20 protein-coding genes and 2 pseudogenes are annotated in these 21,441 nt (G+C 41.6%); 5 read left to right on the top strand and 17 right to left on the bottom strand.

The genetic code is table 11. The annotated features are described in order from the left end of the window. Positions 1–275: 275 nt before the first annotated feature. From FNW02_RS17770 to FNW02_RS17790, 5 genes are all read right to left on the bottom strand, one after another. On the bottom strand, positions 276–545 hold the full coding sequence (locus FNW02_RS17770; RefSeq protein WP_191758834.1) for a YlxR family protein: 270 nt from the start codon (positions 543–545) through the stop codon (positions 276–278). A gap of 146 nt (positions 546–691) precedes the next feature. Then, a complete protein-coding gene (gene nusA / locus FNW02_RS17775; protein ID WP_191758835.1) occupies positions 692–1,972 on the bottom strand; it encodes a transcription termination factor NusA in 1,281 nt (426 codons plus the stop codon). A 170-nt stretch (positions 1,973–2,142) separates the two neighbouring features. Then, positions 2,143–2,334, bottom strand: coding sequence for a hypothetical protein (locus tag FNW02_RS17780; protein ID WP_191758836.1), 192 nt, complete (start codon positions 2,332–2,334; stop codon positions 2,143–2,145). Between the two features lie 20 nt (positions 2,335–2,354). Further along, on the bottom strand, positions 2,355–2,816 hold the full coding sequence (gene rimP, locus FNW02_RS17785; protein ID WP_191758867.1) for a ribosome maturation factor RimP: 462 nt from the start codon (positions 2,814–2,816) through the stop codon (positions 2,355–2,357). Positions 2,817–2,978: 162 nt separating this feature from the next. Then, entirely contained in the window at positions 2,979–4,427 is a 1,449-nt protein-coding gene (locus FNW02_RS17790) for a hypothetical protein (RefSeq protein WP_191758837.1), read from the bottom strand. 276 nt (positions 4,428–4,703) lie between these two features. On the opposite strand from FNW02_RS17790, the gene FNW02_RS17795 reads away from it, so the two are divergent. Further along, positions 4,704–5,501, top strand: coding sequence for a peptidoglycan-binding domain-containing protein (locus FNW02_RS17795; protein ID WP_191758838.1), 798 nt, complete (start codon positions 4,704–4,706; stop codon positions 5,499–5,501). Between the two features lie 32 nt (positions 5,502–5,533). Here the strand turns inward: FNW02_RS17795 and FNW02_RS17800 are convergent, their stop codons facing one another. Together FNW02_RS17800 and FNW02_RS17805 are read right to left on the bottom strand one after the other, a co-directional pair. After that, the gene (locus tag FNW02_RS17800; RefSeq protein ID WP_191758839.1) at positions 5,534–6,427 is read right to left on the bottom strand and encodes an SDH family Clp fold serine proteinase; all 894 of its coding nucleotides are present in this window, start codon (positions 6,425–6,427) and stop codon (positions 5,534–5,536) included. A 143-nt stretch (positions 6,428–6,570) separates the two neighbouring features. Continuing rightward, positions 6,571–8,376, bottom strand: a complete 1,806-nt coding sequence (locus FNW02_RS17805; RefSeq protein ID WP_191758840.1) for a serine/threonine-protein kinase — start codon at positions 8,374–8,376, stop codon at positions 6,571–6,573. A 502-nt stretch (positions 8,377–8,878) separates the two neighbouring features. On the opposite strand from FNW02_RS17805, the gene FNW02_RS17810 reads away from it, so the two are divergent. Beyond that, a complete protein-coding gene (locus FNW02_RS17810) occupies positions 8,879–9,787 on the top strand; it encodes a Tll0287-like domain-containing protein (protein WP_191758841.1) in 909 nt (302 codons plus the stop codon). Between the two features lie 43 nt (positions 9,788–9,830). Here FNW02_RS17810 and FNW02_RS17815 read toward each other — a convergent pair whose 3' ends face one another. The 5 genes and pseudogenes from FNW02_RS17815 to radA form a co-directional block, all read right to left on the bottom strand. Next, the gene (locus tag FNW02_RS17815; RefSeq protein ID WP_191758842.1) at positions 9,831–11,060 is read right to left on the bottom strand and encodes a serine/threonine-protein kinase; all 1,230 of its coding nucleotides are present in this window, start codon (positions 11,058–11,060) and stop codon (positions 9,831–9,833) included. 726 nt (positions 11,061–11,786) lie between these two features. Further along, positions 11,787–11,987: pseudogene (locus FNW02_RS17820) on the bottom strand (Uma2 family endonuclease); the annotation flags it as partial. 93 nt (positions 11,988–12,080) lie between these two features. Beyond that, positions 12,081–12,395, bottom strand: a pseudogene (locus FNW02_RS17825) (protein kinase domain-containing protein); the annotation flags it as partial. A 189-nt stretch (positions 12,396–12,584) separates the two neighbouring features. After that, positions 12,585–13,292 (bottom strand): Uma2 family endonuclease, encoded by a 708-nt coding sequence (locus FNW02_RS17830; protein ID WP_191758843.1) that lies wholly within the window; start codon positions 13,290–13,292, stop codon positions 12,585–12,587. 63 nt (positions 13,293–13,355) lie between these two features. Beyond that, positions 13,356–14,885 (bottom strand): DNA repair protein RadA, encoded by a 1,530-nt coding sequence (gene radA / locus FNW02_RS17835; protein ID WP_191758844.1) that lies wholly within the window; start codon positions 14,883–14,885, stop codon positions 13,356–13,358. Positions 14,886–15,055: 170 nt separating this feature from the next. On the opposite strand from radA, the gene rpaB reads away from it, so the two are divergent. From rpaB to FNW02_RS17850, 3 genes are all read left to right on the top strand, one after another. Continuing rightward, positions 15,056–15,784, top strand: coding sequence for a response regulator transcription factor RpaB (gene rpaB / locus FNW02_RS17840; protein ID WP_191758845.1), 729 nt, complete (start codon positions 15,056–15,058; stop codon positions 15,782–15,784). 78 nt (positions 15,785–15,862) lie between these two features. Then, positions 15,863–16,507 carry a cofactor assembly of complex C subunit B gene (locus FNW02_RS17845; RefSeq protein ID WP_191758846.1) on the top strand — a complete coding sequence of 215 codons (645 nt, stop codon included), beginning with the start codon at positions 15,863–15,865 and terminating at the stop codon, positions 16,505–16,507. A 364-nt stretch (positions 16,508–16,871) separates the two neighbouring features. Beyond that, positions 16,872–17,390 (top strand): DUF456 domain-containing protein, encoded by a 519-nt coding sequence (locus FNW02_RS17850; RefSeq protein WP_191758847.1) that lies wholly within the window; start codon positions 16,872–16,874, stop codon positions 17,388–17,390. Positions 17,391–17,592: 202 nt separating this feature from the next. Here FNW02_RS17850 and FNW02_RS17855 read toward each other — a convergent pair whose 3' ends face one another. From FNW02_RS17855 to FNW02_RS17875, 5 genes are all read right to left on the bottom strand, one after another. Beyond that, positions 17,593–18,354, bottom strand: coding sequence for an LEVG family PEP-CTERM protein (locus FNW02_RS17855; protein ID WP_191758848.1), 762 nt, complete (start codon positions 18,352–18,354; stop codon positions 17,593–17,595). Positions 18,355–18,874: 520 nt separating this feature from the next. Next, positions 18,875–19,540, bottom strand: coding sequence for a phycobilisome degradation protein NblB (nblB, locus tag FNW02_RS17860; protein WP_191758849.1), 666 nt, complete (start codon positions 19,538–19,540; stop codon positions 18,875–18,877). Positions 19,541–19,615: 75 nt separating this feature from the next. Beyond that, complete coding sequence (locus FNW02_RS17865) at positions 19,616–20,080, bottom strand: CBS domain-containing protein (protein ID WP_191758850.1); 465 nt, start codon at positions 20,078–20,080, stop codon at positions 19,616–19,618. Positions 20,081–20,203: 123 nt separating this feature from the next. Next, positions 20,204–20,656: an 8-oxo-dGTP diphosphatase MutT gene (gene mutT, locus FNW02_RS17870; protein ID WP_191758851.1), complete on the bottom strand. Its 453-nt coding sequence runs from the start codon at positions 20,654–20,656 to the stop codon at positions 20,204–20,206. Positions 20,657–20,929: 273 nt separating this feature from the next. Then, the gene (locus FNW02_RS17875) at positions 20,930–21,271 is read right to left on the bottom strand and encodes a DUF760 domain-containing protein (protein ID WP_191758852.1); all 342 of its coding nucleotides are present in this window, start codon (positions 21,269–21,271) and stop codon (positions 20,930–20,932) included. Positions 21,272–21,441 lie beyond the last annotated feature (170 nt).

Below are 21,441 nucleotides of genomic sequence, written 5' to 3' on the forward strand. Positions count from 1 at the left end.
AAAGACGGTTGACGCCGAATTGCGCCTGAGCGCTACCAGGTTGCCATTTTGTAGTTTCTTGTTTTGCTGATTCTGAGTCTTCCACAACACAATTGAGTAAATCTTGTTGGGAGTATTGCTTTGCCCCTCTTTGTTATTGGAGAGCTACTTGCCTACTACACCCATTTACTATTTTGGCACTAACCCTACCAATCGCAGAGGGTGTGATCAAAGCACGATTAGTTCGGCTTTCGGCACAATTCCTCTTTTGGATTACCGCCACAAAGTTGTTCCAACTAAGTTTTATTTTGGCTATTGCTTTGGGCTAGACGCTGCCACATTGTTTGATACAGTGCTTCTGGCACTGATGCATGTAGCGATCGCCCTAGTCGATTTTTTTTTTGAGCAGCTTGTAAGCAGCTCACTTGCGGACAAATATAGGCAGAACGCCCCATGCCCATATCTAATTGTACCTTCCCCGACGGAAAGACGCGGACAATCCGCCAAAACTCTTCTTTTAAGCCTACTTTGCGGCAACTAGTACAGCGCCGATAATTTGGTTTCATCGGTTTTCTGCAACCTTATGTCAGCAGTTTGGTTGTAAAAAAAGTTTTTTATTGCCAATTTTTACTTGTATCAAGATACCTTGCAAAAAGTAATTGTTAAGATTGGCAATGCATTCAACATTACCAGAACCCCAGAGGCTAGTAAATTATTCCTCATTATTAGTGTCAAAATTATCATCCTCTAATTCTAATTCTTCTTGATTTTCATCCTCTAGTTCCTCATAATCAATGTCATCTTCTTGCTCTTGTTGATATTTGGCTCGTGAGGCTGCAAACTTGGCATCTTCTGCCGCGTAATCATACTTAGCTTTGTCTTTGATGTCAATTTTCCAACCAGTCAAGCGAGCAGCTAAACGAACATTTTGCCCTTCTTTTCCAATAGCTAAACTCAGTTGATCTTCAGCTACTAATACGTGAGTTTGTCGAGTTTCTGGATCCATCAGGCGCACTTCGTCTACCCGTGCTGGACTCAAGGCGTTGGCAATGTATGTTGCTGGATCTGGAGACCAGCGGATCACATCTATTTTTTCACCGCGCAATTCGTTGACTACCACTTGAATCCGCGATCCCCGCGCTCCGATACAAGCACCTACTGGGTCAACATCGCGATCAAGAGTGTCTACTGCTATTTTAGTCCGGGGGCCCACGTAACGCGAGGGGGGATTAGCTTCCCGCGCTACGGCGACAATCCGTACTACTTCATCTTCAATTTCCGGCACTTCGTTGGCGAAAAGATAAACTACCAAACCAGCATCGGCGCGAGATACGAGTAACTGCGGCCCTCGTTGCTGACCTTGGGAAACTTTTTTGAGATAGACTTTAAATGTGGCATTTGCCCGATAATTGTCGTTGGGCAACTGTTCCCGCTTAGGTAATTCGGCTTCTACCTCTGGCTGACCAAAGCCGCTGGTAACTGCCAAAATCACAGATTGTCTCTCAAACCGCAAAACTCTTGCTTGCAAGACAGTTCCTTCTAAATCTTGGAACTCTTCTTGCACCATCTGGCGTTGTTGATCCCGTAGTTTTTGCGCTAGTACCTGCTTGGTCTGCATCGCTGCCATGCGACCAAATTCTCCTTGATCTGGGGTCACATCCAGCACTACAGAGTCCCCTAGCTGCGCTTCAGGAGCTACTAATTGAACTTCGTCTAGGGAAATCTGATGGTCTGAGTTGCTGACTTCTTCGACAATAGTTTTAGTGGAAAGAACGCGAAACCCTTCTCCTTCAATATCAAGTTCTACTTCAAAATTATCAAAATAATCTTCGTCAAACTGTTTGCGTTCTAAATTCTGGGCACGACGATAACGTTCGTAACCCTTGAGTAATGCTTCTCTAATAGCTGATTGAACTGCAAGACGGGGTAAATTACGCTCGCGACTTATACTTTCAATTAATTCTTTTAATCCAGGTAAAGTAACCATTGACATAAGCAATCTCCTTACGTTTTATGTAAGCACCCAGCGCAATTTGAATTTTAAATTTTAGATTTAGACCAGGGATTAGTGATAGTAATAAGTAATTGTGGCTCAGTTTCCCATTCCCCATTAGCTAATTACATCATCAGTCCTCAATCCAAAATCTGTCTTGGAAAGTTTAGCTACTGCGTCAATAGGTAACGCAGCGTAAAGCCTTCTCTACGAGAGGCTTCTCTACGTTCGCGTAGCGTGTCGTAGACAGAGGCTTTGCCAACGCCAACACCAAGGGTATAGCTTCTCTTAGAGCGATGTAAGAGCGTCGGAAGCCGTCGCACCGTCGCACCTACGGGAAGCAAGCTACAGACTTTCTGCAAAGTCTAAAATCCAAAATCACCTATCGGCGCTCATCCAACTGCACCCTACTAATTAGGGAACGCGGAATTTCGACTACACGACTTTTTTGGTTTAAGTAAACTTTTGTCTCATCTCGGCGAATTAACTGACCAATCCACTCTTGCTGTCCGTCGTAGGGTGAAGAAGTGGAGATGATTACAGGAAATCCTTTAAAGGAAATAAACTCCCTGTCGGTGACTAGTTGCCGTGAAATACCAGGACTGGAGACTTCTAAGACATAAGCATCTGGAACGATTTCCGCTGCATCTAAGAAGGCTTCTAAAGCACGGCTCATCCTCTCACAATCATCCAACCCAGTATCTTGCTGAGGATTGCGGATATCTACCCGCAATACTGGCGGACGTTGGTTAGTGTGAAAAACTACACCAACAACTTCCAACCCCAGTTCTTGTGCTACTGGTGTCGCCAAATCAATAATTTGTGGGACTAAGGGATGAGTCATGCGAAAATTCAATAAAAAAAGTGGGCATCGACCCACTTCCTGCGATAGGAATATCTTCCAAGAAGTCTTGTGACGAACCATGATGGTTCGCCCCTAATTTGAGTTTAGCGCATTTCTTTGATAGTCAAGGGTCAAGGGTCTGTTTATTGCTCTGCTCTGCATTTATCTTTCTCTAGTTTTTGGGAGAGCAGTAGCTTTATCTACCAATGTTGGAACTGATGCTTGTGTTCGTAAATGCCTAGTTTGTTCAATAATTTGGTCTATATCTTCTTGGGATAAACGCTGGACATAGTTGAGCTTGATTTCCTCTAAGAAGTCAAAAAGTAAGCTCTGAATTTCTGAGAGTACTTGTTTCTTCTGAACTTCTGCTCCCAAGGCTTCGCTAAAGCTTTGTACCAATTGACCGGAGAGTTTTGCACCAACAGGATCTTTGACAGCGCTAACGAGAGCGCTGTAAAGGTTAGCTGTGATTTGAGTTGCCAGTTGTTCGCTGAACTGGGTTTGTGCTTGTCCCATGCCAGGAAAATTTTGGAGATTACGGTAGATAGGCACTTGATGGAAGGCAGTTTGAATGTTGTGGCGCAAAATGGCAACGATCTCTGGTTGGATTTTAGGCAGAACTTGATAGACAATTGTTTGCACTAAAAGACCTGCGATCGCTTCTACTTCATTCACGTTATTAATATCTATGTAGGGACGCAGGTTATCTTTTTGCAATAACCAACGCATTAACTCACCCCGCTGAATTGAACCCTGGATTTGATTAATCACTCTGACCACCACAATTTCTGTGATTTCCTCGGCAAAATTAGCAACAATACCCTGATGAATTTGCCGCTGTACCAAATAAAGATCTAATATCCGCGCTTGATCGAGACGAATTAATACGGGTATTATTCGCAACCACCGCCAAAAGGGTATCAGCAAGAACAGGTCATACCAACGCCACAATATTGCTTCTAACCAGCCTAAACCTGGATGTCGGCGTTTGATCAAGAACGTTCGCCCCAGCAATTCGATGCCAAATAAAATCACAAACGGTAAGTCAATAATCCAGAAATCATCAATAAATTCCCCATTTTCCCCAATTCTGCGGTAGTAATTAACGGCAATTAGGGGACGAATTTTCTGGTTGAAAAAATTAATTTCTTGTTTCCAGCCATTTTGAGATAGATACGGCTGACTCCAAAAAGTGGCAAAGGCACTTTTTGCAGATTCTTGTCTGGTGCGATCGCGCATCCGATTTTTGATTTTTTCCAGAGTACCACTCTTATCGACTCCCGCAAACGGATTGCTGTCAATCATCTCGCTGCTCAGACGACTTATTTCCTCTAGCTTGGTTTTTACTTCAGGCGACTGTAACCCTACTTGGCTTACTTCTTGTTCTAAGGCGGCTACTGTTTCCAGGTATTTGTTCGTGTCTCGATGGGGTTCAATACCTTTAATTGGATCATAAATCTGGGTAATTTGGGGAAGTCTTCGCAAGTAGAAATCTCGCCCAGGCACGTAACTTAAATCAAACAAAACTAAACCTAAGTTTACTGTGGCAGTAATTGCCATCAATCTTTCAAACCAAAGGTTACGCTGCTTGGGTAATTTTGCTGTTTTCATTCTTGGTTTTAGATTATACAAAGTTTGAATATTGGAGACTTCAGATCTGTTTGTTATTTATTTTCAGGTCTTTTCATAACCAGACTACTTCTAATTCAAAATATTTCTCTTGATAGATGACAAAAATCTATTTTTATACATCTATTGTTTAATTAAAAAAATAGCTTATAAATTAATCAAAATTCATTAAAAATAGAGAAAAAAGATGTTAGAGAAACTTAAGGTGCATCTGTTAATCTCTATATCCTGCTGATTTAATCCAAAGGAGTTTTAAGTATGTGGTGTGAGTTTGGAAAATCAAGCGTGTCAGTTGCTACAACTTGCTTGATAACTGCTAGTTTAGTAGTCTTTGACACCAGTTTTGCCGCTATTCAGCGTAATTATACGCCACAGCAATTTCGGGCTGTATTGCGGGGATTAGGTTACAACGTCAAGGTTACAAATACGCCATTGACGGATGAAGAAACTAGAAAAGCAATTCGTGAATTTCAGACGGGTTATAAACTAAAACCAGTTGATGGGATAGCAGGGCCACAAACCCAAGGTTATGCCGCTAACATCATGCAAATTCTGCAAGCAAATTTGAATGCAGTAGTTAAGCCGAATCCTCCCCTTCCCCGCGATCAGTTTTACGGCCCGCGGACGGAAGAGGTGGTGAAGGAATTTCAGAAAAAATATCAGTTGCAAGAAACCGGAATTGCTAATTTAGCACTCCGCCAAAAGCTTAATGAAGAAGCTAAGAAAGCCCTTAGCCAACCAACAGCTAAGCCAACAGCTACGCCAACGACTACGCCAACGACTACGCCAAGAGCTACACCAACGACTACGCCAAGAGCTACACCAACGGCTACACCAACGGCTACGCCAACAGCAACACCGACAGCAACACCAACGGTTACACCAACGGCTACGCCGACAGCTACACCAACGGTTACACCAACGGTTACACCGACAGCTACACCAACGGCTACGCCGACAGCTACACCAACGGTTACACCAACGGTTACACCGACAGCTACACCAACGGTTACACCAACGGCTACACCGACAGCTACACCAACAGTTACACCCTAAGCATTACCTGAGCAATTATTAACTCTGAGGTTTCAAGTGTTCTGATTTGGTTCTTCTAATGGTCTACCTTTAGGCGTGGGTAAAATTGGGCGGCGATCATTGTAAGGCATAGGAATATACTGGACGGTGGGTCGCCCTCCTTGGGGCTGTGGATATAAATCCATAAGTTCATAAATAGAACGGGGCAGTCCGACGGTTACGGGCAGCCCCATTTCTGTAGCCTCTTCAACGGTAATGGGATAATCGTGGGTGACACGTCCAGTTGTCAAAGCTTCAATAATCGGTTCGATGTTTTCTGGCAGAACCTTTTGTTTAGGTATACTATCTTTGAGCAAAGTCCGCACAAACCGCTGTACCTGCCCAATAGCTTTGCGTGAGAGGTCTGCCATGATCAAAGTTTGGTCGTCAATTTCACCAATGGGTTTATCTTCAACCACTTTCAGAATACTCGCTGCTGGATAATTACCCAGTTGGGGATCAACTGGCCCCAAGACAGCGTTAGCATCCATGATAATTTCATCAGAGGCTAAGGCAAGCATTGTACCACCGCTCATAGCATAGTGAGGCACAAACACACTGACTTTTGCGGTATGGCGAATTAGTGCTCTAGCAATTTGTTCGGTTGCCAATACCAAACCACCAGGAGTATGCAAAATTAGGTCAATCGGAACATCTGACGGGGTGAGACGAATTGCCCGCAGTATTTGTTCTGAATCTTCGATAGTAATGTAGCGAGATAAGGGAATGCCTAGTAAGCTAATGGACTCTTGGCGGTGAATTAGTAAAATAACCCGACTTTTGCGCTCTTGCTGGAATTCTTGTAAAGCACGCAAGCGCCGATATTCTACTTGACGTCTTTGCCAGATAGGTTGTAGTGAAGAAAGAAGAAGGAAAATCCAGAATAAATCACCAATACCAAAGCCCATAAAATTAATTGTTCAACAATAACGTTTGCAGTCATTATTGTGACAATTTATGGACAATTGCAAGTCTATCTGGAGGGCTATAAGAGGAGGGGGAGAAGATCAAGAAAAGAGTTTAAAATTTACGACTATTCCTCACTCAATGATTACCCGCATTGCCAAATCTTGATGGTGTCGTCATCACTTCCACTGACTAGGGTTTGTCCATCGGGACTGAAGGCGACAGATCTAACATAGTTAGAATGACCTATAAGTGTGGCGATTTGCCTGCCTGTGTCTACGTGCCACAGTTTAATTGTATTATCCCAACTACCACTAGCTATAAGTTGTGCATCAGGGCTGAAGGCGACTGACCAAACTGAATTAGAATGACCTGTGAGAGTGTGAATTTCTCTGCCTGTGTGTACGTGCCAAAGTTTGAGAGTGCAGTCCGCACTACCGCTAGCTAGAAGTTGTCCATCGGAGCTGAAAGCGATGCAGTTGACGAAAAAAGAATGACCTGTAAGAGTTTGGATTTCTCTTCCTGTGTATACGTTCCACAGTTTGATAGTGTAGTCTGCACTGGCACTAGCTAGAAGCTGGCCATCTAGGCTAAAGGCAATTGACCAAACTGGGTCGCAATGACCTATGAAAGTTTGAATTTCTCTATTTGTGTATACGTGCCAAAGTTTGATAGTGCAGTCTGCACTGGCACTAGCTAGAAGCTGGCCATCTGGACTAAAGACAACGGAATTTACCCAATTGGTGTGACCAGTGAGAGTACTGTTTTCTCGACCTGTATTTAAGTGCCACAGTTTAATAGTGTTATCCCAACTACCGCTAGCAAGAAGCTGTTCATGAGGGCTAAAGGCAACGGAATGAACCATGCTGGAATGACCAGAACACCAACGACCTATGTGACGCAATAGCTTACCAGTTCCTAGTTGCCAAAGTTTGATAGTGTTGTCATTACTGGCACTAGCAATAAGTTGCCCATCTGGGCTTATGGCGATCGCACTGACCATGCTGGAATGGCCTTTAAGGGTGTGTATGCATTGCCAATTCGGCTGCTCCACTACAGCAGGTGTGAGGGATTGTAATCCTGGTGCGATCGCTACTGTAGGTGTTATTGATGCTACATCATATCCAATATCAGCATCTAATAAATCCAACCACTCCTGTACAGATTGAGGGCGATACGTTGACTCCAAATCCATGCCGCGCAGAATAGCCTGATTTACCCTATTGCTGATCTTGGGATTAAAATATTGTGGAGGTTCTAGGCGAATGTTTTGACGTCTGTCATCTGCATTCGTTGGCACAACTGCGGTTAGCAAATTATACAAAGTAGCAGCTAAGGCATAAATATCAATGTATTCTCCTCGTGGCGCTTCCAATTCATATTGTTCAGGTGGAGCAAAACCAGGAGTGCGATATGCGGTATGCCTTTGGATTACATTGGGAATAAATTCTCTGGCAATGCCAAAGTCTATTAGCACTGCTTCGGATTTATCTATGCGGATCATGATGTTGCGCGGCTTGAGATCTCTATGCAGCAAACCTTTGGAGTGAATTAATGTCAAAGCGTCACCAATCTGTCGCACATACAACAGCGCTTCTGCTTCTGATAGCACCCCCATGCGCCTCAAACGCTGGCCTAAGTCTTCGCCTTTAATGTATTCCATTACCATGCAAGGCAAATTCCCCTCATCGAAGATGGTTTCTATTTGCACTACATGGGGATGGTGACACACAGCCAGTCTAACTGCTTCATCGCGGAAGTCTTGCCGTAATTTATTGCGGTGGAGTATCCAGGCGGGGTGATTAAGGATTTCTTCTTTGAGGGTTTTAATCACTCGCAGTTCATCCCGTTGATTTCTGGCTAGATAAGTAATGCCAATTCCCCCTTCGCCTAGTTGGCTGTCAATAATGTAACGCCCTCCAAATAAAGGCTTTCCTGGATTCCACACCATTAGTAATACTTGCCAAATGCTGATATTTATATTGGCACTAGATTAGAACATACAACACAAGTTATTGATAACTTAAAATAGGATTGCTGTAGCCTTTAGGAAACTAGTTGCTTAAAGAATACTTTTATTAACTCTAATATTTAACAATAGTTTGCAAATGAGTGACTAGACATAAATAAACAATACTGTATTAAGAGGGATTAAAATGACAAAAGTTACCGAAGGGTAGACATCGTAAAAAAGTTTAGTCAAAATCAAGGCGATCGCTCAACCTGATATTCCTTTTTGACGACTCGCTCTCCTATTTGTACAAATATCCAAAAAACAACTTCGTTAGGAAAATATCTTGTTATTATCAATAATATATTTTAGATACACTCTAATAGTTTTAACTCAACTATACCTTTTTGCTAAAACCCTTACTTGTTTGCTTGTATAACAGTAAACGATGACTTTAACCTCGTTTGGGGATGATAATTTTAATTGTAAGTAATTTTGGATTATGTTAAAAAATCTGAATTTGAGACAAAAATTTACAATTCTGCTACTTGTAATTCTGGTATTTGGTTTGAGCTTGAGTGGTTTGGCTCTTTCTTCTCTGCTTAGGCAGAATGCTAGACAAGATATTGCCTCAACAGCTCTCATGCTCATGGAAACGATGAGTTCTGTTCGTAAATATACCAATACTCAAGTTAATCCTGAGCTAGCTGATAAACTGACAACTAAGTTTTTGCCGCAAAGTGTGCCTGCATACTCAGCACGAGAAGTATTTGAGATTCTGCGAAAAACGCCGGACTACCGAGATTTCTTTTATAAAGAAGCAACACTAAATCCCACTAATCTGCGAGATAAAGCTGATAGTTTTGAGACAGAAATTGTAGAAAGTTTCATAAAACAACCAAACCTCAAAGAAGCGAGTGGATTTCGCTCAATTCCTGGTGGAGATATTTTTTATATTGCTCGTCCATTACCAATCCGTGAAGAAAGCTGCTTAGTCTGTCACAGCACACCTGAAGCTGCACCTCAAAGTATGATTGCTCTTTATGGCACAGCTAATGGATTTGGGTGGAAGTTGAATGAGATTATAGGTGCTCAGATCATATCAGTGCCAGCAAATAAAGTTATCAACAAAGCCAATTACTCTTCTTTGGTAATTATCTTTATTGTTTCAACTGTTTTTATAGCAGCTATTCTGTTAGTCAACTTTTTCTTGAATCGACAAGTTGTTAAGCCTCTCAAACGCATAACTCGTGTAGCTGAGGAAGTCAGTACAGGACATATGGACGTTGAATTTGAGCAGTTCTCTAATGATGAAATTGGTAATTTGGCTAAGGCTTTTAAACGAATGCAGTTAAGTTTAGAAATGGCAATGAAAAGAATTAAGCGATCTCAGGGGAATACGGGGAATTAAGAAATTCAAAACTATCTATCAATTAATTATTAGTCTAAATCCACTATGATAGTAGGCTTTTCTTTAACTCAAAAGCTGCCTGAAAGTTGGAAATCTCCTGAGCTATGAGTTCAACAAATTGGGAAGATGAAATTTGAGGATTTTGAGCTAATGTCTCTTCTACAACCAGATTTGCCATTGGCCCAATGTGGTAAGCTAACGCTTGCTGACAACGTTTAATAAAGGCTGGGCTGAGTGAAGGTTGTTGTTCAATTCGGTTAATTTGCGGACTAGCAGGCACACTAAATATTGTTTCTCCAGATTGGCTGTAAGACTGCGGGATTATCGCCGTAGCCTGAGATTCAGGAATAAGTACGGTAGGAGATAAATGAACAAACGCTGTAGGTCTTTCTACTTCTAGTTCTCCAAGATGCTTTAAGTCGGTGAGAACTTCCCTAGCTGTTTGGTATCGCTTGTTAGGCGTATCTGCTAACATGCGCTCAAGTACTTGAGCAAAAGCATCGCTGACATAAGTATATACACGCCATTTCCACTCTAAGGAGTACTGATCCATTAGCAGAGATGGGTCTCGACCTGTGAGTAACACAATAGTTGTTACCCCCAAAGCATAAAGATCACTACAGGGAGAACATAAACCTAAGCTAATCTGCTCGCGCGGAGCGTATCCAACTTTACCTACGAGGGACATTTTGCCAACAAAAGTCACTTGGTTGGAGTTTTTTCCTTCGTTCAGGTCAGCAATTTGTTTACCTACACCGAAATCAATCAGTACTGGCAGATCTTTGCCATCAGGTAACATGATGTTGTCAGGAGAAATATCCCGATGGATGATGTTGTGCTGGTGTACATATTCCAAAACAGGTAACAAATTCTTTAACCACTGTATGACTTCCTCTTGCGAAAAAGTTCTTCCTTGGCTTTGAAGTTCTCCCAGCAGTCTAGAATATGTTTTGCCGTCAACATACTCTTGAACTAGGAATAACCGGCCATCTCCTTCAAAGCAAGCTAAAAACCTGGGAATCTGAGAATGTTGCAGTTGATGGAGGATTTTTGCCTCTCTTTTGAATAAGTTGCGAGATTTCTCCAGTCCATTTTCTCCTGTGCCAATGGGAGCAAATTCCTTGAGAACACAAGCTTCATTAAAACGACGAGTATCAAACGCTAAGTATGTTCGTCCCAGTCCTCCCTGTCCCAAAAGTTTTTGGATAATATAGCGGTTATCAATTAGAGTTCCGGGAGCTATTTCTGGTCTTGTTAAAGGAGATTGGGACATTTCATCGCACTCCTTGCGATTTTGTTATACATTATTTAGTCTGCTGAAAGATAGAAACTCTAGCCGATAAAAGCTGATCTCATCCCTAAAATCGAGGTTAGCACCACTCTTAAGATAAAAGAATGCACTTTTCTACAATATGTTGATGGTGTTATGTGATCAGATAGACAATTTTGCTCTAAGTAGTTTTTCTTATACTACCCGTATTTAAATATTTTAGCAGCCGAAATTCAACCAGTGTCTACGGTAATGTCTGCGGGTGCTTCAGTCATCGCTTTTCGCAATCTACCGATGTTCTTCTCTTGTAACCTGATTAGCACTAAGCTTTGTAACAAAAGAAAACAGAGTGACAGTATGGTTTTTCTAAAAAATATGAAGTCGCTATAGACTTCCAAAGATAAATATTATATGTATTTCAAGTGTTAAATGTGCGATCGCTCTCAAAAATTAATCTTTCTGCAAGCCAATGTTGTTATTAGATAGCTACCTGGGTATCGGCTATAGAAGTTTGCAGTAAAGATGATTTTTCTAGAGCAGAAAATTATGCCGCGTATCGAATAATTTTGACCAATTCGCCTTTATTACCTGCTTCTTATAAGCGTTGCAAAACTTAATTGGTAACAAAGGTTGATAAGACAATAAAGAAAAGTTACCTGAAGTTACAATAATTAATCCAGATCATCAGGATTCGCGCCTAACTGACGCAAACGTTCTGCTAGTTGTTCTTACTACACCAAACCAATCTGGGCGCTTATACCACAAAGGATGCTCTACATCATAGTAGAAATTGAAGTCAGCAGCACTGTAAACTAGTTCTGGATTCCAGTTAATTGGCTGAAAAGTTAAGTATAAAAGTAAGGGCTGTAAAAAGTGAAAATCGTCTGCTAAACCTGGTTCCTCTGGGTTATCGCTTGGTAAATCATACATCGTTGGTAGGGTTTCCCAAGGAGGAAGCGGTGGGTCAGATTGAGGGATCTAATAGGAAGAAGAAGTCATATCTTTTATTCTTCAAGAGAAGACCAAATCTTCGCCTTCGATGTACTCCATCGCCATGCAAGGCAAATTAACCTCATTAAAGACGTTTTCTACCTGCACAATATGAGGATGACCACACAAAGCCAGTCGTAAAGTTTCATCCCGGAAGTCTTGGCGTAGTTTATCTTGCTTGTTTATCCAGGCGGGACGATTGAGGATTTGTTCTTTGAGGGTTTTGATGACTCGCAATTCACCGCGTTGATTTTTTGCTAGATAAGTTATACCAATTCCACCTTCACCCAATTTTCTCTCGATGATGTAGCGATCGCCAAATAACTGCTGCCCCAGATTCCAGACCACTGGTCAAGACCGTAGTTTTACTGGTATTTATTTTGGCATACTACAAATATCAACTTTTGATAAGTTACCAACATTGCGGTTGTCGTGCCCAGATCCCCGACTTCTCAAAGAAGTCGGAGATTTAACTAAAAAATGCTAGATTTAGCAAATTTTTAGCTAATCTAGCGAACTGAATTCTTTGCAAGAAATTTAATCTTCCGGCTCAATTCCTGCCGCCCGCAATTGTGCTGCTAGTCGTTCGGCACGTTGGCGTTCTTGTTCGGCTAACTCGGAACCCCACAGCAGTAAGTTTCCTTGTTCATCCCACCACCGTAACCATTGGCCTGTGCGGTTTTCACGGCTACCTTGCCACACTCCAAGGTAAAGATTCATTTCCGCTATCCAGTAGCGTTGATTTTCATCAGGCTCTTGCAAGATGTACTGTTGTGTAGTTTGTTGTAAACGATACATCTCGAAACTACCGCTGTCTGGCTCAAAGATGATGTAGTTTGGCACTTTTAAGATGCGCTCGTAGAAAAACCATTTTCCTGGGGGATATGTCGCTTTGACAGAATACTCTGTCTCCTGTGTATCGAAAATAAATTCCATCACAATTACGGGAATGTCACCCTGTAGTTGAGGGGTATAACTGCGTGTTACTTCTTCTCTATTAACGTTAATTTTGGGAATAAAAGCCCAATCAGGGGCTTCAATAACCATTCTGTTGTTTAGGGTGGCACAAATGCCGTAATTGCTTGTTGTCAGGGCGTTAGCTGAAATTTTTCCGGCCAATTGTAGGCTTTCTGTGAGTGCAGCAGCTAAGGCTGGTTGGTTGATATTGTCCACTGGATGATCTGGCAGCTTGTAATCATCGGGTAGTTTTTCCCAAGTGATTTGGTAGTCTTGGGTAACTGTCATAGTGGATTTTCCTTTGGTGTGATATTTTACTTTATTGCTTCCCTTAATCCCTAAAAAAGGAGGCTATGGTAACTCTTCATCGAGTTCTAAATCGTCTTCTGTCAACTCTTGATGGGGAATGGCGGCGATAATTGCATCTATTACTTTGGATACTGGTAATATCTCGATATTAAGGTCGGGAAATTTTGTCCCTTTTGGCACGATCGCTCTTTTAAACCCTAATTTAGCTGCTTCTTTCAATCGCAGTTCCATTTGTGACACCGAACGGACTTGTCCACCTAACCCGACTTCACCAATCAATACTGTACCTGGGTCAACGATGCGATCGCGGAAACTGGCAACGATGGCAATCGCTACTCCTAAATCTACTGCTGGTTCTACTACACTCAATCCACCAGCAGAAGCGACGTAGGAATCCAATTTCGACATGGGAATCCCCACCCGTTTTTCTAATACTGCGAGAATTTGCACTAGGCGGTTGTAGTCTACGCCAGTACCCGCACGACGAGGGGAAGGGTAACTGGTAGGGCTTACAAGAGCCTGCAACTCGACAACAATGGGACGAGTTCCTTCACAGGCGACGACAATCGCAGTACCAGGCGCAGGATCGTCGCGGTTGCCTAAAAATAACTCTGAAGGATTGGCAACTTCCCGCAGTCCTTGAGCTACCATTTCAAAAATGCCGATTTCGTGAGTTGCTCCAAAGCGGTTTTTCACCGTCCGTAATAACCGATGAGAAGCAAAGCGATCGCCTTCAAAATACAACACAGTGTCAACTAAATGTTCTAAGACTTTTGGCCCGGCGATCGCTCCTTCTTTGGTGACGTGCCCTACAATCAACATTGTGATGTCTTCGTGCTTCGCCACTTTCATCAAAGCGGCAGTACATTCCCTTACCTGCGCTACCGATCCAGGCGCAGAAGTCAAAGCCGGAAAGAAAATCGTTTGAATACTATCAATCACCGCCACATTCGGCCGCAGAGAATCTATCTCCCGCAAAATCTCTTCTAAATCTGTTTCTGGCAATACATATAAATCTGCACCTATACTGTCAGGTGTTTCTAATTTAACAGTATCTTCTAATACTTTGCTATTTCCATTACTCACCACTTCTAGCGGTTTTGATACTCCCAAGCGGGAAGCTCTTAATTTGATCTGTTGTCCTGATTCTTCTCCAGAAATGTAGAGAATGCGGTATTTTTGTGCCAGTTGATTCGATACTTGCAGTAGTAGAGTAGATTTACCAATTCCTGGATCACCGCCAATTAGCACCATCGAACCGGGAACAACCCCACCACCAAGCACCCGATCCAGTTCTCCATAACCGGACTCCCAACGTGTTACTTGGCGATCGCTAATTTGCTCGAATGTCAAAGAAGCTCGCGCTTTAGGTGTTTTGGCAGTAGATTTGCCATTGTTCTGCGTAGCGTGCCAACTACTCACTCCTCCCCGACTGGGTATATCTACTGAGGACTGGATAGCAATCTGTTCTTCTAAAGAATTGTAAGTCCCGCAAGCTGGACACTTGCCAAACCACTGAGGCGATTCTGCTCCACAATCGTTACAAACGTAAAAGGTTTTTGGCTTTGGCATTCTTAAATCTTATTCAATAATCTTAATTATTATTTAATTCTTAGAGAAAACTAAAATCCAATAATAGTAGTAGTTAGAGCTTTTTCCAAATCAATTGATGGAATGATATCTTAATATTATGGTATTAAAAATTAATCATGTAAAATTTTAGTGAAGGAGCGTTGATAAACTTGGAAAGTCATAAAGAAAAAATCCTGGTGGTAGACGACGAAGCCAGCATTCGCCGGATTTTGGAAACGCGCCTTTCCATGATTGGCTACGATGTAGTAACGGCTGGCGACGGAGAAGAGGCTTTGGAAACTTTTCGTAAAGCCGATCCTGACCTAGTAGTTTTGGATGTGATGATGCCAAAGCTAGATGGCTACGGTGTATGTCAAGAATTACGAAAGGAATCTGATGTCCCTATTATTATGCTAACAGCCTTGGGGGATGTAGCTGATCGCATCACGGGGCTAGAATTGGGTGCTGATGACTACGTAGTTAAACCATTTTCTCCCAAGGAGCTAGAAGCTCGAATTCGCTCTGTACTAAGGCGGGTAGACAAAAACAGTGCTTCTGGTATTCCCAGTTCAGGAGTGATCCATGTTGGCAATATCAAAATAGATACGAACAAGCGACAAGTTTATAAAGGCGATGAGCGCATTCGGTTGACAGGTATGGAGTTTAGCTTACTAGAGTTGTTAGTAAGCCGCTCTGGAGAAGCTTTTTCCCGTTCAGAAATTTTGCAGGAAGTGTGGGGTTACACACCAGAACGCCATGTAGATACCCGTGTAGTAGATGTGCATATTTCCCGTTTGCGAGCAAAGTTAGAAGATGACCCCAGCAACCCAGAATTGATTCTCACAGCACGAGGTACTGGTTATCTTTTTCAGCGGATTATTGAACCAGGGGAGGAGTGAGGAGATGAGGGAGCAGGGGGAGATGAGGAGCAGAGAAAAACTACTAACCTTGACCCTTGACTTTTGACTCTTTAACTAATGACTAAACCTGATCCTAATAGAGTTTTACGGCGTCTGCCCATTGTCGTTGGTGGGTTAGGTGCTGTACTTTTGCTAATTAATCGTTTGTTGACACCCGAACTCACCGAATCCCAAGCACGGGGAGATGTGGTTGGCGTAATATTGAGTGCGGTGTTAATTTTGACGGGTTTAATTTGGCAACAAGTACAGCCGCGATCGCCTGATGCTGTAGAACTAATTGGGGAAGAAGGTTTTGTACTAGCCGCAGATTTACCAGAAGCCGTGAAAACAGAACTAGCCTGGGCGTCTCATTTATTATTGACTAATACAGTTACGCGATCGCTGGTAGTCTTTTATCAGGGCAAAGTTTTGTTGCGTCGCGGTATTCTGGGTACTAAATCTGAAGTCACGCCAGGAGCAATCTTAAAACGGGTATTAGAAACACAAAAACCGATTTATTTAGTTGCTCTGAAAGTTTATCCAGGTAAAATTGAATTTGATTATTTGCCAGAGAACACTCAAGGTGTAATTTGTCAACCAATTGGCGATCAAGGTGTCCTAATTTTGGCAGCTAATACTCCTCGTAGCTACACTAAACAAGATGAAAACTGGATTAGAGGAATTGCTGATAAATTAGCTGTTACTCTTAGCTCTAATTTATAAAGTGTAAATCCTATCTACCAAATAACTGATTAATCCTCACTCTTGACCTTACTAAGATGAGTTGAGAGCGATCGCAGATGGATTTTTACCAGATTCAGGTAGAGGCTATACAAAGCTCCTCTTGATACAAAGTCAAGGGATGAATCGAATATATATGCAAAATTTATTTTAGAGAAACTAGTTTTGTGATGGAATTTCAGGCTTTTTTAGACTAATCCCTAAAAGAATGAGTCTGCTGGCAATCTTAATGCACCCACGATGTATAATCACAGATGTTGAGGCGTTTTGCTTCTTTGAGATTTAATTTATAAGTAACTCTTAGTTTCGATTTGCTAGCTGAGTTAGAAGTTTAAAATAAAATTTTATGCAAATTACTTATTGGTTATTAGTTGCTGTAATGGTAGTGGGAATCATCGGTGCTGTGGTTCCTGCTATTCCCGGCAGTAGTTTAATTCTAGTAGCAATTATCATCTGGGGAATTGTTAGTAGTTCTTTCGCAGCTATTAAGATACCACTAATAGTGACAATTATCGTTTTACTCCTCAGTGTCGGAGTAGACTTTTTAGCTAGCTACATAGGAGCAAGACAAGCAGGGGCTAGTAAGTGGGGGCAAATTGGCGCAATTATTGGTCTAGTACTGGGATTTTTGGGATTATTGCCAGCTTTGCCTTTTGGCGGCCCTTTGTTAGGTATTTTACTAGGGCCGCTTTTGGGAGCAATCATTGGTGAGTACCTTTATCGACGTGAATTTGGGTTGGCAGTTAAGGCTGGTATAGGAATTGTGGTAGGGTCATTAATTGGGAATTTGATTCAGGGATTGTTGGCGATCGCAGCAGTTATAGTTTTTCTGGTAACAACTTGGCCGCAGGTATTTGGTGCTTAAAATGTACTCAGAAATTTTCTACCTAACCTGGATTTTTTATACAAAAAAAATTGAGTAGATAGAATAACTAATTGCGGTAGTTAGTTCTTATTATCTACTCAATTGAAAGGTGAAAGACAAGGATTTTCCTGAAAATAGATGCACTAACCTAGATAAGTTTTTATACGAGCAGTTGAATCCAAAATTAATTATTTTCTCAAGGTTAAACTGCTTGTGAGGATTTTTTACGTTTTTGCAAGCCGAATAAAGCTGTTAGTGCTAAAGCACCCAAGCTTACAGTTGCTCCTGGTTCAGGTACACGAGCTTGTAAGTTAACACCATCGCCATGATTGAATCCACCACCAATACTACCTAGTTGTACTTCAAACGATTGCACATCTGTCAAGGTTATTTTTCTAATATTACCGTCAGATCCCGGTGCAATTGGTAGTAAAAAATTGACGCCATTCTTTTTCAGAATGGTAGTACCGTTTTGTTCAGTATCAAAGAATGTTAGTTCCAACTCTCCTATGATGTTAGCGAAATCGAACTTGTACTGACCAACTTCCAATCGACCATTTTCAGCAGGAACACCTATCGGTTGAGCATCTGATGTGTCAGCTAGATAAGCTATTGGACGAAAGAAATATTCTTCTAAAGCGGGGTTTGTTCCTTCATCCTGTGATAAGAAAGTAATTCCAAATCCATAGTTGTTTGCAGTGGTTCTTTGGTCAACAAACAAACGGCTCAGACCATACTGTGGGTTTATACCATCAGTGTCATACGGCAAACTTGTAACTGTGTAACCTAAAGGATTAGTTTCAATACAGTTTATGCCAACAAGACAATCAACGTTTGTTAAGTGAATTTCTCCTTCTGTTGTCGGAACTAAAGAAGTCGCTTGAGCTTCAGATATACCACCAAACAAACTTAAGCTAAGGGTTGATACTGCAAGTGTTGTTGCTAAAATAGTGAACTTTTTCATTAGAGTCTCTTTTTTGTGATTAGTAATGTTCTAGGTAAAAAAGTTTTGTGCTTATTTCCTATCTATATTTGTATACTAATCGGGCATTTACCTAAGTGCATATACTTGAGTACGATATTCACGCAATCTTTATTACCGAATAGTTCTATATGAATACTGAGCGAATAATTACTGAATAAGGGTAATTTTATGTTACACAATTTTTTCTGTATAACGTAAAAAATTATACATTTTTTCTGAATTTCACTCTATCTTTACTCAGTAATTAAAATTTTTTATGAAAGAATTGAACAAAACAATAAACTTCTTGTAAAAGTAACCGACGATTGAAAAAGTCTAATAAAAAACCCCTCCACGATGGGAGAGGATTTGGCGGGTGTAAGAACTTGTTTCTACCCCTTATCTCTGTTTAATTACTAGGTGGACAGAAAAATATGATCTTTAGCCTGAATCTAATACAGATTTGTCAAAAGAGGGGATAAAACTGAATACATATCAGCTTAGTCTCGAAAAAATAGACTCAAGCTGATTGCAAAGAATTTCTCGCTTCAGTTGCGATCGCTTCTACTTCATCATCAGTCAGAGTTTTTAATATAGATTTGGCTTCTGCATTATTCAAATGAGTCAAAGCTTGTACAACTCTGTAACGGATTTGCCAATCTGGATTCGTAGCATAGGGAGCCAATAGGGGAACTGCTTGTACATCTCCCAACTCACCTAAAGAACTAATAGCAGCAGTTTGTACCAATTCATTGTCTGACGAGAGTGCCTCTTTGAGTAGTTCAAAGGCTCGTGGATCGCCCAACTCTCCTAACGTAGCAATGATGCTGAATTGTATTAGCCACTCATCAGTTGTGTGGTAGAGCTGCTGCATGTCTTCAAAAGCTTCATGTAGTTTAAGAGCGCCTAAACAATCTGCTGCTGCTGCTTGTACATCAGGTTCCGGGTCATTGAGCAAGCGATCGCGCAATATATCTAAAGATAACTGTAAATCCTGTGACCCAAGTGTATCCATCTGACTCACCGCCGAGTAGCGGACACGAGCATTGCTATCGCCAATCGCATCTTGAACCAATTCAAAACCAATTACTGGTTCCAGTTGGCGGATTTGATTAACTGCACGCAAGCGATCGCCCAAATCCGCAGAACTGAGCAATTGCTTAACAGACTCGGGTGTAATACTCATTTAGTTATCCTTGATTTTCAAAGGTATTAAAATTAACAGTCAAAAGTCAAAACACTCTAGACTCTTGACAAATGACTAATCTTGACTTGCTGCCATTGCTCGAATAATATCACCACGGGTTAGAACACCAATTACTTGACCCGCGCTGTCAAGCACTGGTAAGCGGTGAACACTGCGATCGTGCATGAGTTGAGCTGCTTCCTTTAAAGTTTTGTCAGGAGAAATGGTGATCGGGTTTTGACTCATCACCTCCCCAACCGTTTGCCCTAGTGCTTTGTGCAAGTCACGCTCGTATTCAGCAGGATTTTTTAAATAGATAACGCTATCAAGAAACATGATGTATGCGGGTGGAGTAACACCGGTTTCTTGCCACATCAAGTCGGTTTCTGAGATAATGCCCACTAATTTACCGACATCATCGACAACAGGTAGCCCGCTGATGTGGCGTTCTGCAAGAATTTGGATAGCTTCATTCAGTGGAGTTTCCGCCCGGACGACAATCGGATCGCGGCTCATCACGTCGGCAACGGTTTTAGGCATTTGTTTGCTGACACCTTTTATCAAAGTCCCTGCGATCATTGTAGAAAATTGCGGGACTCTACCTGATGCAATTAATAGATTGTTACTTGTAAATTACGCCTACGTTACTTGAAAAATACTCTATTAGCCAGATGATTCTCTGTAAATGTAGTTTCTGTCTACCTGTTTACTCTGCTTCAAGGCAGCAATAATTTGAACGTTTGCTTTAGGAAAAGTAAATTTATCCAATTCTTTCAAGTTTACCCAGCGAATTTCATCGCATTCCAGAGGTTGAGGAACACCTGTAAGATGACGGCAGTGATGTACTGTCAGCGTGACGCGCAAGTCTGTGTAGGTGTGGTCAATAGTAATCAGGTGCTCTCCTACTTCAATCACTATTCCCAGTTCTTCGGCAATTTCTCGTTGAATACACTCTTTAATTGTTTCACCAAGCTCGATTTTACCACCAGGAAATTCCCACAAACCGCCCATTGCTCCCTCTGGACGACGGCGATCAATTAAAATTTGCTCTTGGTCGTTCCAAATTACAGCAACACCAATAATTTTATGGGGTGGCAAAGAACTGGTTTCACTCATAGTTAATCGCAAATATAGGAAGATAATAAAGCAAAGAAGCTTTTAATTCTGATTCTTAAGTCTTTAAATAATAACAAAACTCGGCAGGTTAGTTTGCACGCTGCCGAGTTTGTATTTATTGCAAAGATTGTCTACCGCTGTTAATTTATCCACGCGCCTGTATTATTCATTTGGAGATAAGCCTCTCATTGAACTAATTACCTCATTCACTACCGATGACACCGCAGTTTGAATTAGGGAAAGATGATTTTTAAACTTGACATGCTGACATGCTTATTCGATTTCGCTATTGGTTTCAGTACCTTGCAAAGCAATTTCAAAGTCCATTCTTTGTTCAGCGTTACGCAAGAAATAACCACTAATCATAGCGGAGGCAAGAAGCCGACCAAGACTTTCCCTATTGGTAGTAATAGTAACACCAAAGTTTTCTGGAGGCAGGTTCCCCAAAAGTCCCACAATGTTACGTTCCATCACCTGAAAAACTTCAGAGGAAGTAGGCTTAGATAGCTGGGTAACTGTCTCTGGACTTAAGGATTTTACGTATTGCCACAAGAAATTGCTAGTTTCTGATTCGCTATTAAAAAACTCTGATACTTTATTAGACGAGTTACTCACTTTTTTCTCCTTCAATACCACTATTGGCTGCGGTGTTTTTGGTCTTCCTGTCAACTAATGTAACAGGCTAGTTGTATGTTGGAAGTCGGTGTAACCGTACCAAAGTCAGCGTATTTTCTCACCCATTGGTCATCAGTCACTTGTCCTATGTAAGGAACAAACTAACAATA

Source organism: Komarekiella delphini-convector SJRDD-AB1, from assembly GCF_014831675.1.
In the GTDB taxonomy this organism is placed as follows: domain Bacteria; phylum Cyanobacteriota; class Cyanobacteriia; order Cyanobacteriales; family Nostocaceae; genus Komarekiella.